The organism is Mycobacterium sp. NGS40, from assembly GCF_059812735.1.
In genome coordinates this window covers 13,299-26,802 of the sequence record NZ_JCALDG010000038.1, presented here as the reverse complement: position 1 = coordinate 26,802, position 13,504 = coordinate 13,299, and the positions used below count along the sequence as shown (strand labels likewise).

Sequence of the window (13,504 nt, the reverse complement as noted above, 5' to 3'; positions counted from 1 at the left end):
CGCACCACCGCAGACCAGGCACCTAATCGTTTTCGTCAGGTCCCGGCCGCCGCGGACCTCGCTGACGTCCTCGCGCCGGAGAACACGGACACCATCGTCGCGGCAGCTTGGCTGCACGACATCGGCTACGCACCCCGCCTGATTAACACTGAGTTCCACCCACTCGACGGCGCGGCCTACCTGGCCACCAACACCGCTCCCGGCGGCGACATGCCAGCTGACGTGATCCGCCTGGTCGCCCACCACACAGGTGCAGCGTTCGAAGCGCGAGAACGCGGCCTCCACGACGCTCTGGTCAGCTATCCCGCGCCGGCCGACGCGATGCTGGCGATTCTCAGCTGCGCAGACTTGTGCACCGGCCCTGACGGAATACCGGTGGATCCGGGAGCCAGGATCGCAGAAGTCTTTACGCGATACCCGGCCGGCCATCCGGTGCACCGGGCGATCAGCACATCGGGGCCCGGCCTGATCATGGAGGCGCGCGCCATCCTCGACGCGGCCGCGACCGCCCGGCTAAGAACAGCGCGAGGTGGGTCGGCGCGATGATCCTCAAGGCCCCTGCCGCGGCCACGACGACTGCACCCGGTTGCCGATCTAGGCCCGTACGAGATCAACGCGCTCTCGGCGCGACATGTCGGGCTGGCGATCGCCGCGCGCCGGGGTTGCGACTGTTGCGTTATTGAGTGTGTTCTAGTGTGCGTAAGTGTGTTCTACTTGGTGGCGTGAATCTGGCGGATTGGGCGGAGTCGGTTGGGGTGAACCGACATACGGCCTATCGCTGGTTTCGTGAGGGGACGCTGCCAGTGCCCGCCGAGCGGGTAGGCCGGTTGATTTTGGTGCGTACGGCACCGGCCGGCGAGGGCGCGGCGGCTGGCGTGGTCATCTACGCCCGGGTGTCGTCGCATGATCAGCGCGCCGATTTGGACCGTCAGGTGGGCCGATTGACGACGTGGGCGACCGCGAAGGATCTGACGGTTGGGCAGGTCGTTACCGAGGTCGGGTCGGGACTGAATGGCAAACGCCCGAAGTTGCGCCGCGTGTTGTCGGACCCTGATGCGAAGGTCATTGTCGTGGAGCATCGGGATCGGCTGGCGCGTTTCGGAGTGGAGCACCTGGAAGCGGCGTTGTCGGGGCAAGGCCGCCGGATCGTGGTTTCCGATCCGGGTGAGACCACCGATGATCTGGCGCGCGACATGATCGAAGTCCTCACCTCGATGTGTGCCCGCCTCTACGGTCGCCGCGGCGCCCGAAACAGGGCGATGCGCGCGGTGACGGCCGCCAAGCAGGAACCGGTATCGGCCTGATGATCGTGGCGTTGCGCACCCGTGCTCAGGCGCAGAAGGTCGCCGGGCTTACCAGTGGTGTGCAGTTGGCAGGCAAGCCGAAACTCGATGGCACACAGACGTTGTCGCGGTGTGTCGATGTGGGTGCTGATTTCGAGGCGCACCGGACGGCGGTGGAGTCGGTATCGGTGCTGTTCGAGCTCTATGACGGTGACGCTACCAGCTACGCCCAGAGCGGGTCGCCGGGTGCGCAGCTGCCCACCGGGTGGATTGTGACCGCGGCGAAGTTCGAGGTCGACTGGCCCGCCGACGAGGAGCGGGCCGGATTGGTGCGGTCGCATTTCGGAGCCCGCCGCAAAGCGTTCAATTGGGGCCTGGGCCGGGTGAAAGCCGACCTCGACGCGAAATCTCTTGACCCGGGATATGAGTCGGTGCGCTGGGATCTGGGATCGCTGCGCAAGGCGTGGAACCGGGCCAAGGATGAAGTGGCGCCGTGGTGGGCGGTCAACTCCAAGGAGGCCTACAGCGCGGGACTGGCTGATCTTGCCCAAGCACTGAGCAACTGGAGTGCCAGCCGCAACGGAACCAGGCAAGGCCGGCGGGTAGGGTTCCCGCGGTTTCAATCCACGCGCCGCGATCCCGGCCGGGTGCGGTTCACCACCGGAACCATGCGGCTGGAGGCTGATCGGCGCACCATCACGCTGCCCGTTATCGGCGGACTGCGCGCGAAAGAGAACACCCGGCGGGTTCAACGCCACGTCGCCTCCGGACGGGCCCGGATCCTGAATATGACGCTGTCGCAACGATGGGGCCGGTTGTTCATCTCGATCAGCTACGCGCTGCGCACCCCGGCCACCGCGCGCACCCCTGCGCAACCGACCGTGCGGGCCGGCGTCGACCTCGGTGTGCGAACCCTTGCTACCGTCGCCACCATCGACACCGCGACAGGCGCCGAAACCGTTGTCGAGTATGAGAATCCAGCCCCGCTCAAGGCGACACTTGCCGCCAGGCGTAAAGCTGGTCGTGAACTTTCCCGCCGTATCCCCGGCTCCCTTGCCTATCGGGCAGCGAAAACCAAGCTGACCCGCCTGGACCGGCGGTGCGTGCACCTGCGGCGGGAAGCTGCCCACCAACTCAGCACCGAGTTGGCGCGCACCTACGGTCAGGTCGTGATCGAAGATCTCGATGTGGCCGCGATGAATCGCAGTATGGGCCGGCGGGCGTTTCGCCGGTCGGTCTCCGATGCCGCCATGGGACTGATTACGCCGATGCTGGCATACAAGACCGTGGGACACGGCAGCATCCTGACCGTGGCTGATCGCTGGTTTGCCTCCAGCCAAATCCACCACGGCTGTTATCTACCCGACGGCACCCCATGCCGCCTGGTGGGCAAGGGGCGGATCGACAAACACCTGATCTGTCCCATCACGGGTGAAGTGGTCGACCGGGACCGCAACGCTGCCCGCAATCTCCGTGACTGGCCGGATTACGCCAGTTGTGGTCCAGTCGGGACCACGGCCCCATCGGCACCCGGGCCCACCACGGTGGGTACAGGCCATGGCGCCGACACCAGGACACCTGATGCCGGCGGAGCATCCGTAAGACCCCGCCACGCGGGGCCGGACGCGGCGAGGCCAGAACCCAAACCCCGCAAGGGGACGCCGCATGAGCGTGCAACTCAAACACACTCAACGGCAACGGCCAGGAAGAGAAGTGGTGGGGGGGCTGATCGATCCGTCGACGAGCGAGATCTGGTTGTTCAAGCCTCACGTTCGCAGGTGAGATACTGCGGATAAATCGAGAAAGGTTGTTGAGTCATGCGGGCCGCCACTACTGACACCCACGTTGCGGGTGTGCGCGCGCCGGGAGCGCTGCGCCAGCTGGTGGTGACGTGGCAGCACCCGATCGAGCGGTCGATCTCCCCGGTGGGCCTACTCGGCTTCGACGGTGAGACATACAGCTTCTGCTACATCCGCAACGCCCTGCAGGTGCCTGGCTTCCGCCCGTTTCTTGGGTTCCCCGACCTTGACCGCTGGTACGAGTCGCCGATGCTGTTCCCGCTGTTCGCGCAGCGTGCGATGGGTTCTCGGCGGCCCGACTTTGCCCGCTGGGTGACCCGCCTCGGGTTGGGCGCCGACGCTTCACCATGGGAGCAGATCACCCGCTCCGGCGGCCATCGCCAGGGCGACACTATCCAGCTTTTCCCGGTCCCACGTATCGCCGCTGGCCGCTTGGAGTGCGGATTCCTGGTCCACGGGATGCGGCACGTCCTTGAGCGGCCCATAGTCGTCGGGGACACCGTCACCACAGTGTCTCGGGAAGAACTTGAGCGGACTCTGTCGGAGCTTCGCCCAGGCGACGAGCTCGGCCTGTGCGACGAACCGACGAACCGGGCCAACCCGCGAGCCATCCTGACCACTGCCCGCGGCGAAGTGCCACTCGGATGGATACCGAACTTGCTCGTCGAGGAAGTCCACCGGATCCCCGACCGGCGTCAGGCCACCGTGACAGTGCGGGCGGTCAACGGTCCCGACGCCGGCTGGCACCTGCGGCTCCTGGCGAAACTGTCCGCGGCCGTGCCGCCTGGCTTCGACGTGTTCACCGATCCGATGTGGGAACCGCTGGCCAACCCACGGACGATGGGAACCGCTGGGATCTGATAGCGCTCAGCCCGCGCCCGAGTTCGGTATCGGGAAGGTCGACAGCGGTGGCCGGAAAAAGTTGCTCGGGAAATGTCGGGGCCCGCTGCTACCGTTGAATCCGTGACCATGATCCGCCGCGACTACTACGCGACCGCCGGGATGCACAAAGCATCATCGGCGGCCTTGTCGTGCGCGGACCTCACCAATGAATTCGTCCCGTCGTGGACGGCCCAAGCTGAGCGGCGCGGCGGCATCAGCCAGCCCAGTCGCTTCCGGTTACTCCGTCATGAGCAGCCTTCCGCCCCATCCGTGGGCGTGCGCCCCGACCGGAAGCTAGGGCCAGAAGAACAATCTCATATATCTCTCACTATCGGTGTTTGCGCTGCTAGGAATGTCGCCTGACATTCCTATAGTCAGTGCACCCAAACACCATGTGCGCCAACTAATTCCGGCGAAATAATCCCCTAGACAGCACCCGTTGACAGGTGCACCATGAGTAACCAGCAACGCACACCACGACCGGTGTGCAACGCAGACCAGCAGCGAATTGCGTTGCTGCGTCAGTCCCTTGAGAACTTAACAGTGGTGGCATCCGCGCTCGTGGCGGAATCATCTGGCAGACGCGCCCGGCTCAAAACCGGGTGCCCAACCGGGCATGCAGGTTCAAATCCTGCCGAGCGCACACACATTACCAATTGCCTTGCCCCGCTAGGCAAATTGGAAAAGCCGCCTGACTTAGGTTCAGGTGCTTTGGGGGTTCGACTCCCTCGCGGGGCACCACGCGTCGCTAGCTCAGAAGCGCAGAGCAACTGGCTCTTAACCAGTGGGTCCAGGGTTCAAGTCCCTGGCGGCGCACCACCACGATGTACGCGCCGTAAGCATTGAAGCGTGATGCTCCGGACTTTTAATCCAGAGAGCAGGGTTCAAGTCCCTGGCGGCGCACAACACTGTCACCAATGCCGTTGAGGTGTAACAGGAAATGCACATCAGTCTTCCAAACTGACAGAGCGGGTTCGAGTCCCGTCAACGGCTCCACGCGGCTGTGGCCGAGCGGCAAGGCAGCGGTCTGCAAAGCCGTCCACGCGGGTTCGAGTCCCGCCGGCCGCTCCAAAGGGGTGTAGCTCAATCGGGAGAGCAGCGGTCTCCAAAACCGCAGGTTGCAGGTTCGATCCCTGTCACCCCTGCCAGGCATCGCGACGGCGACGCCGAAATCCTGCACAAGCGAATCCGGAGTGCACGCCGGACCGCAAGCAAGTCGCCCACCAGAGGTGGGGTGGACAGGGGCGCACGCGGGCACGCAGCGTCAGGCAGGGCAACGGGATGTAGCTCAACTTGGGAGAGCACCTGCTTTGGGTGCAGGCCGTTGCACGTTCAAATCGTGTCATCCCGACCAACATTCGCCCTTGTAGCTCAGTGGGAGAGCGCCTCGCTTACAACGAGGACGTCGGGAGTTCAATTCTCTCCAAGGGCACGCCATGAAACGCACTGCGCGGTAGGACAGTTAGGCAGTCCGCTGGGCTCATAACCCAGAAGTCGGTGGTTCAAATCCACCCCGCGCAACCGAACAAGTCCGCAACAACGAACCTAGAGAGGAGGCACGCGGCATGAGGCAACTTCGTCAACGCACCACCCACCGCCGGCAAACCGTGGCGGTGTACAACGCCGACTACCGCGTGCTAACCCACGTGACTTGGCAGGAGGCCGTACGGCTGCTGCTGCGGGGATCGGTCTACGTGATCGAACGCCACAGCCCAGCCGTGCACATACACGGCCCATCGACCGTGATCGAGCTGCCCCTGTCGGTCGCCCTGCACCAGTACATCTACGTTCCGTACCGACGTGGCACTCGGGTCACGCGTGACGGCGTACTCACCCGCGACAGCTACACCTGCGCCTACTGCGGCGGACACGGAGACACTCTCGACCACGTGATCCCCGAGTCCCGCGGCGGCCAGAACACCTGGGACAACCTGGTCACCGCCTGCGCACCGTGCAACGGCCGCAAAGGCAACCGCACCCCGGCCGAAGCCGGGATGCGGCTGCGCTGGGAACCGTACGAGCCACGCGAACGGGACCGCTACCGCGTTCCCGCGATGGCCTGACCGGACCCGGTATCCACCATTTGTGCCGGGGCGGACGAACTCCATCACCTCGTCCGCCCCGGCCCGTCCGAGACATCCCCGGTCGCCTAAACGGCAGGGCAGCGGCCTGTTAAGCCGCCGAGCAACGCTCATTCCTGGTTCGAGTCCAGGTCGGGGAGCCCACCTGCGCGCGGTGACGACGGCGTGTCACGACTGACTGTAAATCAGTTGCCTTTCGGCTCAGGGGGTTCAAATCCCTCCGCGCAGACCATCGCTTTTGCCCCGTGGTGTAACTCGGCAGCACAGCTGATTCTGGATCAGTCAGTCTAGGTTCAAATCCTGGCGGGGCAGCTCAACAACTATGCCTCGTAGGGTAATTCGGTAGCCCACCGGACTTTGGTTCCGGGCAGTGCAGGTTCGAGTCCTGCCGAGGCAGCAAAGGTCCGTTGGTGTAATTCGGCAGCACACCTGGTTCTCAACCAGACGGCGCGAGTTCAAATCTCGTACGGACTACCCCCCGCCGTTGTAGCTCAACGTTGGCAGAGCGCCCGAGTGAAGTCCGGGAGGCTGCGAGTTCGATTCTCGCCGACGGCACCAACAACCGAAGCCCCGTTCCGATATGGGTTAGTCAGCCGCCCTTTCAAGGCGGCAGAGGCGGGTTCGAGTCCCGCACGGGGTACCCACGGTCCGGTAGCTCAGTCGGTGAGAGCGCCGCTCTGATACAGCGGAGGCCGGAGGATCAATACCTCCCCGGACCACCAAACACATTGGCCCTGTAGAGCAGTCGGAAGCTCGCCACCCTGTCACGGTGGAGGTCACGGGTTCAAACCCCGTCAGGGTCGCCATGGGGTGCTAGCTCATGATGGCAGAGCGCCTGCCTTGCAAGCAGGAGGTGCGAGGGTTCGAGACCCCGGCACTCCACGATTCGGGAAGTGTGGCAGAACGGTAATGCAGCGGCTTGCTAAGCCGCCGTCGCGGCCTCCGCGACTGAGGGTTCGATCCCCTCCACTTCCGCTGTGACGGTAGCTCAAATCTGGCAGAGCACCGGGTTGTGATCCCGGCCGTTGCGGGTTCAAATCCCGTCCGTCACCCCAACATTCCGCCAACATTCCCAAGCCCCTGTAGCTCAACGGACAGAGCATCGCCCTCCGACGGCGAAGGCTGGCGGTTCAAGTCCGCCTGGGGGCACACCCCCACGCCCACGTAGCTCAACCGGACAGAGCATCGGTTTACGAAGCCGCAGGCTGCTGGTTCAAATCCAGCCGTGGGCACCGCACCGTCCCCGTAGCCCAACTGGAAGAGGCGGCCGGCCTAAACCCGGCACCGGTGCGGGTTCGACCCCCGCCGGGGACACCCACCCAGCCTGCGTAGCTCAACGGATAGAGCGCCGATCTCCTACACCGGAACTGTGCGGGTTCAAACCCGCCGCAGGCACCACAAACACTCCAAGCGCCGGGAGCACGGACGGTCAGTGCAGCACTCTTATAAGGTGACGGTCGCGGGTTCAAATCCCGCCCGGCGCACGACAGTTCACTATTGCCGGATTAGCTCAACAGGCAGAGCACCTGTCTCGTAAACAGGTTTCGCGCAGGTTCGAGTCCTGCATCCGGCTCAAACAGCCACCACTGTCAGGGAGGGCAGCGCCCAGGGCGGCAAAGCGGCGTCGAAACCCGTGCCGGGCACCACGACCCGAAGGTTCAATTCCTTTGCCCTCCGCCAACAGGCACCGCCTCCGAATCTCAACGGACACAGCAGCGGGTAGTGCGGGCCCCGGCTTGTGCAACCAACTCAACTGCGCGACCGGTCGCACGCCGGCATCGGCGCATCTGAAAGGAACTGGCGCCGCTGGCTTCGGTTGACCTGCAGGGGTGGCCGCCAGCCCCCGCGGGCAGCTGTTCAGATCAGTGCTCGGCGCGTAGTCGCTCGTAGTCCGACAAACTGACGATTACGGCGACGTCGGTGTTGTCGTCGGCGATGACCGCCGCCACCCCGGTCGCGGCAACCTCGCCGGCCACCGATCGAAGCGTCCAGCGCAGGTCACGCAACTCGTGCCTGGTCATGAGGTCCGAGGTGCGTGAGAACGTGCGGAGAAGATGGTCATTGTTTGGCTTCCCCCGGGAAATCGTGTTTTGCCACACTGAATCGGTGGCTCACGAAGCTGCGACTTGATGGTCTCGGTGGTTTGCCGCTCGGCCAGGCAAGGGCGGAGGCGGATGGAGTCTCCGGTACCGCGCAGACCGGTCGCGCCGGTGGTGCTGATCAGCGCGGCGACGAGATGTCAGACCCGCGAGAGAGGATGTTAGCTATGGCACCCTTCACTTACTCGGCGCCGGTTCGGAGGCTGGGGGCGATCGCCGGCGCGGTCCTGATGCTCACCGTGATCGTCCATGTGATGGCGACCGGCGTCTCGATTCTGGCGGGCATGATTGGCCCGGGCATCTGGGGATATCTCGGTGCCGTGGGCTGGCTCGGCCTGGTTGGTCCACTTCCCATTCTGCTGCTGGGCAGCCGCGGCGCCGGGCGGGTCATGATGGTCGGAGCCTTGACGATCGCGGTTGCGGGTATGGGAAGCGAGCAGCAATGGCCGGAGTGGGCTGTGGCGGTGTGGCTGGCCGCTGTGCCCGGTGGATACCTGGCGGCGCGCGCCATCCTGTCGCTGCCGGCTCGGCTGACTCACCGGCGCGCTGCACAACTGCTCCGCAACGAATGCAGAACCGGGACTGACGCCTCGTGGAGCCTCAGTGATTGGGAGCGGGCCTACACCCATCTCGGAACCCCGATCGCGCTCAACGAAGCCGCCTGGTGTCGAATGCTGCAAACGCGCCTTCCTTCCAGGGCTCAGGCTGGCGAGACGCATGATTGATCACGAGCCGAAGCGTGGCCAGGAATTCACCCACTTGAGCTTTCGGCGGCAGCTCCCCGACGGCACGCATGCCCTCGCGGTGATGAAGGTGACTGCGGTCCGGCGCGGCGAGGTGTTCTACACCTACGCCGATAGCCTGACCAACAAAGGCGATTGGCGGATGCCGATCGAGAATTGGATCAAGCGGTACGGAACTGCCGTCAACCCTTCCGAATAGGTTCCTCGCAGCTGCCGAGGGTGAGGCTTCGCCCGGGGTATGAGCTGCCGTCAGGTTTTGGTCCTCTTGAAGATCGCAGTCGTGCTGGTGATGCTCACTACGTTAAGAAAGGCCGAGATCAACAATCGCGACCGGCCTTTGGATACCAGCGCCGCCGGTGCGGTCAGGTTGAAACATGACCGGCATCGAACGAGGGAGTTTCAGAAGCATGGCACAGGAGCAGAACGTCACGGGCATCGGTGGAGCCCTGTTCGAGGCGCTGATCGAAGAGTGGTACCGCGAACATGGCGAGTTCGATGATCTGACGATCGATAGCGCGGAGGATCTGCGCGAGTACGTAGACCGCGCAGTCGGCCGATCAGGGCTGTTCGGGAATGTCGTGTTTGCGGTTGCGACTCGGTTGGGCGACGGGAGTATTCGTGCCTTGTCGAAGTCGTTCGCGTCACGCGGTGAGGCAGAACACGAGTTGGCGGTCCTGCTGGGCGATGACTACTACCGCGACCAACGCCCGTTCGTCGCTACGAGCTGCGAACCGCGTTGGCTCCGGGTGGAGGCGACGACGTCACCCAGCGGCTTGCACGCGCCGGGCTGACGCGCCGGGCTGAAAGGGCAGTTCGAGAGGTGGAAGCTCACGCCATGAGGGAGAATGCGTCGGAGGTCGCCGCATCCGGTCAGGCGGATATGCGCGCAGAAGGGCCTAGATACGTCGATGCGGACCTGGAGCGCGCCGTCGATTCCATCGGCGCCGGGCGGCTTCTGATCAGCATCGCCGACGCACTCGCCAAGGCCATGAAGCACCCCGAATCTGCCGCTCGGGCCTATGGGATCCTGCTCGCCCGGTTGGAGGGCCAGTCGTTGGATCAGATCGCGCGCCGCGAGGGTATCTCGCGTGAACGTATCCGGCAGGTGGTACGCGACGTCCGTCGGATCGTTGTCGCACGACCGGGCCTGTTTGTCGGCTTCGACGCCCTGGAACAAGCTGTCCGAAACGAAATCCGTGACGACGCAGAGCGTTTCCAGTCCTGGCTTGAGCGCAGGGGCTCTGGGTGAAACGTGAAAGCCGCCCAGATGGGCAACGACGCTGCACGCGATGATGACCCGGAAAGCCACCACCAGCCCATCTACTCCCGGCTGTTCGGGACACCGATCGACGATCCGGCAACCATGCGAGAAGCGCGCTGACCGACTACGCCGCGACCCTGGCGCGACGGCTACGGCGCAAACGCCTGCACGCCACCGTGCTCACCATCAGTGCCTCCACCCTCGGCATCGGACGTGGTCGACGCGATCCAGAACCGTTTCGGGCCAGCCTCGATCGGCTACGGCCGCTCAGGACTCAAACGACCACCCTCGTGGACGATGCACCGGCGAATGCTGTCCCCCCGCTACACCACCTGTTGGGCCCAGCTCCCCACCGCCCGGTAACCGGCCCCTGGCGGGCCGACCCCGAGCGCCCCAAACTTGCACGCCGCGAGTCTATTTGAGCGATACGCAGGCCCGGGGCATTCGTTGACAGTGCGCCGGCGTTTACTGCTCGGGCTGCCGGCGCGCCTTGAGATCGGTTCGGGCGCCTTGGCCGGGTCGCTGCCAGTTGTCGATGGTGTCGAGCAGCCATCCCGGGTGGCTGTGGACCTGATCATCGGGGAGATCGCCGCCGGCGTCGTCGGTCAACACACCGTCCGGGTCTGGGAGGCGGTTCTCGTGGTGATAGCGCAGCACCGTTCCGTAGGACAGTCCGCGGCGGCGGGCGAACCCGCGTAGGGAGAGCAGCCTGAGCACGCGCCAACTTTACAATACTTTTGACTTCACAATCAGAACATTGTAAAGTCGGGCGCGGTGGTACCCCATCCGACGGAGGAGTGCGAAATGGCCACTGTGAAGGCCCTGACTGACGAAGAGATCTACTACACGCTCGCCAAACTGATGACCGGCGACGACGACGTCGACGGGATCGCGATCGACGACATCGAAGCCGACGACACCGGCGTCGATGTGATCCTGACCGACGACGACGGCGAGCAGCGCCGAATCACCTTGAACATCGCAGCCAGCTAGTCCACGGTGGTCTTCAGTCGAGGCATGGCCAAAATCCCCTCGGCTGAAGACCACCACCAAGTATCGCCGGAATGTCACACCCGCGGAGGAGCATCGAATCCATGAGCAGCACACCGGATGCAGGCCCGGCACGTTATGGCTGGTGTGACACCCGCGACACGCATGACGGACGGTACGACCACCCCAGGCAACCGACTTGCCGGAACTTCGTGTCAGACGCCGAGCACACCGCCCGACTGATGGCCGAGGCCCGCGAACACGATCGCCTCGTGCAGCACCGCTACCCCAACGGAGAGACCAACGCGGCAGCCGCCTACATCGCCGAATACCGCCCCTACTGAGATCAGAGTGACCACGCAGTGACAAAGACCGAAGCCGCCGAGATCGTGGCAAATGAGGTGCTGGTGTTCGCGCGCAAACACGGACGCACACCGAACAAGGAACTAGTCGAGGCGCGCATCTCTGAGCTGCGCGGCACCGCGGCCGGTTCGCTACTCGGGGACGCGGCTGTAATCGCCCACTGGCGTACGACTCTCGGCTTTGCGCTGAGGTGGTTCTGACGGTGAGCGCGCATCCCGAGGATCCCGGTCCCATGACGCTCGACGACGTGAGCGCCATCAGCAACACCCGCGTGCGGCGCCTGCTGAAGTCCGCGCTTGGCCACGGCCTGGAAATCTACATGGCGCGCAACGTCGAACGCTGCTGGACGATCAGCAAGCAGCGTTACGGATCGGAATCTCTCACCGTATACGGGGAAGCCAACAACGCCGCCCACGTCAGCTACGACTCTGGCCGCGGCCGCTGGCTGGAGGACGTCACGCAAGTGCGCGCGTTGGCGATCATGCAGGAAATGGCGCTGACATGACGACGTCGGCACTGGCTCGGCCGCGCGACGTGGTCGTTCGCGCGGGCTTGGACGCACTGGGGAGCGAGGAGGCCGCGGACGTCGGCTACGTCGGGCGCCTGGAAGGGGAGGTGCAGAGATGAACAGGCAGCAGGCCAGCGCTGTGAAACCGGGTCAGCGCGTCAGCTGGAAATGCGGACGGCTACGCCGATTCGGTCGTGTTCTCGACCAATCGCGTCACCCCGAAGCCGCCGCCGCGAACTGCATTGCCGTGAGCCACAACAATCACGACGTCTCGTGGGTAGAGCCACGAAGGCTGAAGCTTGAAGACGAACCACGATCGCGAGAGGCAACGAAGGTTACCCTTCACGCCGTTAGAAGTTGAGGGCCTACTAAACCTGCGAGGTTCCGAAAATGATTGAGCGCCTGTTCTATACGGGGATTAAGAAGTCGGGCACTGCGGGCAGTGGCGCCGTGGAGGATGTGACACCGGCCGCCCTGACCGAACGTCTGTATGACCTTGGATGGCGCAAAGCGACGATCAAGACCTGCGACGGTGTACTCGTTGGCGAAATCACTCGGCGTCTCGACGCGCCAAGGTGCCGCACCTGGTGGGCCGAGAGATGACCACCGGCACGATGCAAAGGAGATCATGATGACCGCTATCTCGAAGGCCGGTTGGTGCCAGCGGTGCGGGCAGCCATACACGACCCCGGCCGGACCCACCTGCGAATGCGCCGGCGACCCGCCAGTGCGCTACGACGGAAGTCCCCAGCCGAACTTCCACCCAGATAAGCGGGCGCATCTGGCGCGGGTTCGAGCGCTGCGCTACGTGCCGAGCGCAGCCGAAATCGCACCGCTTACTCGCTGAACATCAAGCACCACAGGAGGACTCGATGACGACGCGGGCGGTACAGTTCGACCTCTTCGGTGAGATTGAAGCTGCTGAAGAGGCGCGCGCCGGCGCTGCGCGCGACGCGTCCTCGGCAGCCAGTCGCTTCCTCACCGAGACACCGTGGCCGGGCCTCATCGGCTGGTGGCTGAACTCGGATGCGATCGAGCGCAAACTTGATCGCGGGGAAGCGAAGGCAAGCTTCCGTCGCGGGCCGGCCGGCAAGCCCGGTTGGGCGTGGGCGATCTGGCATGACGGCCTGAGATTCGAAGCTGGTGACACCTGGCAGGGCTGGGATCAGCGGCCACGCTGGTGCATCCCATGGCCGGAGCTGCATCAAGTCCGCGACTCGCACCCCGAGGTAACCGCACGATTGCACCACCTCGCTGACGGACGCGGACACCCCAACTCGATCGGATGGCGCTGGTGGCTTGACCCATTCGTACTTCACCCGGACGGCTGGCATTCGAGCTACCTTGACTGCGAGCAGCAGGCGGACTGGTACGACGGCTGCGCGCGCCCCGAGACCGCATACAGCGACCGGCTCGAAGCGTGGCGACTTGCGCTCGGTGTGGTCGAGTCGGCCACCCTTGTGGTCGAGCAGAAGAGTTGCTGATGGCCGCCGGG

19 protein-coding genes, 28 tRNA genes and 2 pseudogenes are annotated in these 13,504 nt (G+C 64.6%); 47 read left to right on the top strand and 2 right to left on the bottom strand.

Annotated elements, in window-relative coordinates; translation table 11 throughout:
* From AC5Y5O_RS29930 to AC5Y5O_RS29765, 34 genes and pseudogenes are all read left to right on the top strand, one after another.
* Window positions 1–546: HD domain-containing protein (locus tag AC5Y5O_RS29930; RefSeq protein WP_500028564.1), on the top strand; the 546-nt coding region annotated here is incomplete at its 5' end.
* 176 nt (window positions 547–722) lie between these two features.
* Window positions 723–1,304, top strand: coding sequence for an IS607 family transposase (locus AC5Y5O_RS29925; RefSeq protein ID WP_005113549.1), 582 nt, complete (start codon window positions 723–725; stop codon window positions 1,302–1,304).
* Window positions 1,304–2,952 (top strand): annotated as a pseudogene (gene tnpB / locus AC5Y5O_RS29920) (IS607 family element RNA-guided endonuclease TnpB). The gene AC5Y5O_RS29925 and the pseudogene tnpB overlap by 1 nt, the downstream one beginning before the upstream one ends.
* A 148-nt stretch (window positions 2,953–3,100) precedes the next feature.
* Complete coding sequence (locus AC5Y5O_RS29915; RefSeq protein WP_005113546.1) at window positions 3,101–3,943, top strand: hypothetical protein; 843 nt, start codon at window positions 3,101–3,103, stop codon at window positions 3,941–3,943.
* 576 nt (window positions 3,944–4,519) lie between these two features.
* Window positions 4,520–4,607 (top strand) — tRNA-Leu (locus tag AC5Y5O_RS29910).
* Between the two features lie 20 nt (window positions 4,608–4,627).
* Window positions 4,628–4,705: transfer RNA gene (locus AC5Y5O_RS29905), tRNA-Leu, on the top strand.
* Window position 4,706: 1 nt separating this feature from the next.
* Window positions 4,707–4,783 (top strand) — tRNA-Lys (locus AC5Y5O_RS29900).
* Window positions 4,784–4,794: 11 nt separating this feature from the next.
* Window positions 4,795–4,867, top strand: a tRNA-Lys gene (locus AC5Y5O_RS29895).
* A 16-nt stretch (window positions 4,868–4,883) separates the two neighbouring features.
* A tRNA-Gly gene (locus AC5Y5O_RS29890) sits at window positions 4,884–4,960 on the top strand.
* Window position 4,961: 1 nt separating this feature from the next.
* A tRNA-Cys gene (locus AC5Y5O_RS29885) sits at window positions 4,962–5,035 on the top strand.
* 1 nt (window position 5,036) lies between these two features.
* Window positions 5,037–5,112, top strand: a tRNA-Trp gene (locus tag AC5Y5O_RS29880).
* Window positions 5,113–5,241: 129 nt separating this feature from the next.
* A tRNA-Pro gene (locus tag AC5Y5O_RS29875) sits at window positions 5,242–5,318 on the top strand.
* A gap of 6 nt (window positions 5,319–5,324) precedes the next feature.
* A tRNA-Val gene (locus AC5Y5O_RS29870) sits at window positions 5,325–5,396 on the top strand.
* A gap of 15 nt (window positions 5,397–5,411) precedes the next feature.
* Window positions 5,412–5,485: transfer RNA gene (locus tag AC5Y5O_RS29865), tRNA-Met, on the top strand.
* Window positions 5,486–5,529: 44 nt separating this feature from the next.
* Window positions 5,530–6,027: an HNH endonuclease gene (locus tag AC5Y5O_RS29860; RefSeq protein WP_005115630.1), complete on the top strand. Its 498-nt coding sequence runs from the start codon at window positions 5,530–5,532 to the stop codon at window positions 6,025–6,027.
* Between the two features lie 75 nt (window positions 6,028–6,102).
* Window positions 6,103–6,185 (top strand) — tRNA-Asn (locus tag AC5Y5O_RS29855).
* Window positions 6,186–6,190: 5 nt separating this feature from the next.
* A tRNA-Tyr gene (locus AC5Y5O_RS29850) sits at window positions 6,191–6,277 on the top strand.
* A gap of 7 nt (window positions 6,278–6,284) precedes the next feature.
* Window positions 6,285–6,357, top strand: a tRNA-Gln gene (locus tag AC5Y5O_RS29845).
* 11 nt (window positions 6,358–6,368) lie between these two features.
* Window positions 6,369–6,442: transfer RNA gene (locus AC5Y5O_RS29840), tRNA-Gln, on the top strand.
* Between the two features lie 4 nt (window positions 6,443–6,446).
* Window positions 6,447–6,519 (top strand) — tRNA-Glu (locus tag AC5Y5O_RS29835).
* A gap of 6 nt (window positions 6,520–6,525) precedes the next feature.
* Window positions 6,526–6,603: transfer RNA gene (locus AC5Y5O_RS29830), tRNA-Phe, on the top strand.
* 9 nt (window positions 6,604–6,612) lie between these two features.
* Window positions 6,613–6,685, top strand: a tRNA-Glu gene (locus AC5Y5O_RS29825).
* 5 nt (window positions 6,686–6,690) lie between these two features.
* Window positions 6,691–6,767, top strand: a tRNA-Ile gene (locus tag AC5Y5O_RS29820).
* Window positions 6,768–6,775: 8 nt separating this feature from the next.
* Window positions 6,776–6,851, top strand: a tRNA-Asp gene (locus AC5Y5O_RS29815).
* A 1-nt stretch (window position 6,852) separates the two neighbouring features.
* A tRNA-Ala gene (locus tag AC5Y5O_RS29810) sits at window positions 6,853–6,927 on the top strand.
* Between the two features lie 7 nt (window positions 6,928–6,934).
* Window positions 6,935–7,020, top strand: a tRNA-Ser gene (locus AC5Y5O_RS29805).
* 2 nt (window positions 7,021–7,022) lie between these two features.
* Window positions 7,023–7,100: transfer RNA gene (locus AC5Y5O_RS29800), tRNA-His, on the top strand.
* Between the two features lie 21 nt (window positions 7,101–7,121).
* Window positions 7,122–7,194 (top strand) — tRNA-Arg (locus tag AC5Y5O_RS29795).
* 9 nt (window positions 7,195–7,203) lie between these two features.
* Window positions 7,204–7,277: transfer RNA gene (locus tag AC5Y5O_RS29790), tRNA-Arg, on the top strand.
* Window positions 7,278–7,284: 7 nt separating this feature from the next.
* Window positions 7,285–7,359 (top strand) — tRNA-Leu (locus tag AC5Y5O_RS29785).
* A gap of 8 nt (window positions 7,360–7,367) precedes the next feature.
* Window positions 7,368–7,443: transfer RNA gene (locus AC5Y5O_RS29780), tRNA-Arg, on the top strand.
* Window positions 7,444–7,455: 12 nt separating this feature from the next.
* Window positions 7,456–7,529, top strand: a tRNA-Ile gene (locus AC5Y5O_RS29775).
* Between the two features lie 15 nt (window positions 7,530–7,544).
* A tRNA-Thr gene (locus tag AC5Y5O_RS29770) sits at window positions 7,545–7,618 on the top strand.
* Window positions 7,619–7,638: 20 nt separating this feature from the next.
* A pseudogene (locus AC5Y5O_RS29765) lies at window positions 7,639–7,725 on the top strand.
* Between the two features lie 182 nt (window positions 7,726–7,907).
* Here the strand turns inward: AC5Y5O_RS29765 and AC5Y5O_RS29760 are convergent.
* On the bottom strand, window positions 7,908–8,066 hold the full coding sequence (locus AC5Y5O_RS29760; RefSeq protein ID WP_005113543.1) for a type II toxin-antitoxin system Phd/YefM family antitoxin: 159 nt from the start codon (window positions 8,064–8,066) through the stop codon (window positions 7,908–7,910).
* 245 nt (window positions 8,067–8,311) lie between these two features.
* On the opposite strand from AC5Y5O_RS29760, the gene AC5Y5O_RS29755 reads away from it, so the two are divergent.
* The 6 genes from AC5Y5O_RS29755 (at window position 8,312) to AC5Y5O_RS29730 (ending at window position 10,511) form a co-directional block, all read left to right on the top strand.
* Complete coding sequence (locus AC5Y5O_RS29755) at window positions 8,312–8,869, top strand: hypothetical protein (protein ID WP_005113542.1); 558 nt, start codon at window positions 8,312–8,314, stop codon at window positions 8,867–8,869.
* The gene (locus AC5Y5O_RS29750) at window positions 8,862–9,086 is read left to right on the top strand and encodes a hypothetical protein (protein ID WP_005113541.1); all 225 of its coding nucleotides are present in this window, start codon (window positions 8,862–8,864) and stop codon (window positions 9,084–9,086) included. Before AC5Y5O_RS29755 ends, AC5Y5O_RS29750 begins: the two co-directional genes overlap by 8 nt.
* A 175-nt stretch (window positions 9,087–9,261) precedes the next feature.
* The gene (locus tag AC5Y5O_RS29745) at window positions 9,262–9,678 is read left to right on the top strand and encodes a hypothetical protein (protein WP_232530534.1); all 417 of its coding nucleotides are present in this window, start codon (window positions 9,262–9,264) and stop codon (window positions 9,676–9,678) included.
* A gap of 44 nt (window positions 9,679–9,722) precedes the next feature.
* Window positions 9,723–10,136, top strand: coding sequence for a hypothetical protein (locus AC5Y5O_RS29740; RefSeq protein ID WP_005113539.1), 414 nt, complete (start codon window positions 9,723–9,725; stop codon window positions 10,134–10,136).
* A gap of 3 nt (window positions 10,137–10,139) precedes the next feature.
* Window positions 10,140–10,268 (top strand): hypothetical protein, encoded by a 129-nt coding sequence (locus tag AC5Y5O_RS29735; protein ID WP_005115627.1) that lies wholly within the window; start codon window positions 10,140–10,142, stop codon window positions 10,266–10,268.
* Between the two features lie 69 nt (window positions 10,269–10,337).
* A complete protein-coding gene (locus tag AC5Y5O_RS29730; RefSeq protein WP_079262982.1) occupies window positions 10,338–10,511 on the top strand; it encodes a DUF4113 domain-containing protein in 174 nt (57 codons plus the stop codon).
* A gap of 102 nt (window positions 10,512–10,613) precedes the next feature.
* Here AC5Y5O_RS29730 and AC5Y5O_RS29725 read toward each other — a convergent pair whose 3' ends face one another.
* On the bottom strand, window positions 10,614–10,865 hold the full coding sequence (locus AC5Y5O_RS29725; protein WP_005113536.1) for a hypothetical protein: 252 nt from the start codon (window positions 10,863–10,865) through the stop codon (window positions 10,614–10,616).
* A gap of 87 nt (window positions 10,866–10,952) precedes the next feature.
* Between AC5Y5O_RS29725 and AC5Y5O_RS29720 the strand changes: the two genes are divergently transcribed.
* From AC5Y5O_RS29720 to AC5Y5O_RS29690, 7 genes are all read left to right on the top strand, one after another.
* Complete coding sequence (locus AC5Y5O_RS29720) at window positions 10,953–11,141, top strand: hypothetical protein (protein ID WP_005113535.1); 189 nt, start codon at window positions 10,953–10,955, stop codon at window positions 11,139–11,141.
* A gap of 101 nt (window positions 11,142–11,242) precedes the next feature.
* Entirely contained in the window at window positions 11,243–11,482 is a 240-nt protein-coding gene (locus tag AC5Y5O_RS29715; RefSeq protein WP_005113534.1) for a hypothetical protein, read from the top strand.
* Window positions 11,483–11,500: 18 nt separating this feature from the next.
* On the top strand, window positions 11,501–11,701 hold the full coding sequence (locus tag AC5Y5O_RS29710; RefSeq protein ID WP_005113533.1) for a hypothetical protein: 201 nt from the start codon (window positions 11,501–11,503) through the stop codon (window positions 11,699–11,701).
* 32 nt (window positions 11,702–11,733) lie between these two features.
* Window positions 11,734–12,006 (top strand): hypothetical protein, encoded by a 273-nt coding sequence (locus AC5Y5O_RS29705; protein ID WP_232530533.1) that lies wholly within the window; start codon window positions 11,734–11,736, stop codon window positions 12,004–12,006.
* Window positions 12,003–12,128: a hypothetical protein gene (locus AC5Y5O_RS29700; RefSeq protein WP_005113531.1), complete on the top strand. Its 126-nt coding sequence runs from the start codon at window positions 12,003–12,005 to the stop codon at window positions 12,126–12,128. Before AC5Y5O_RS29705 ends, AC5Y5O_RS29700 begins: the two co-directional genes overlap by 4 nt.
* A gap of 271 nt (window positions 12,129–12,399) precedes the next feature.
* Complete coding sequence (locus AC5Y5O_RS29695; protein WP_005114923.1) at window positions 12,400–12,612, top strand: hypothetical protein; 213 nt, start codon at window positions 12,400–12,402, stop codon at window positions 12,610–12,612.
* Window positions 12,613–12,881: 269 nt separating this feature from the next.
* Complete coding sequence (locus AC5Y5O_RS29690) at window positions 12,882–13,493, top strand: hypothetical protein (RefSeq protein WP_005113528.1); 612 nt, start codon at window positions 12,882–12,884, stop codon at window positions 13,491–13,493.
* The last annotated feature ends 11 nt before the right edge of the window (window positions 13,494–13,504 follow it).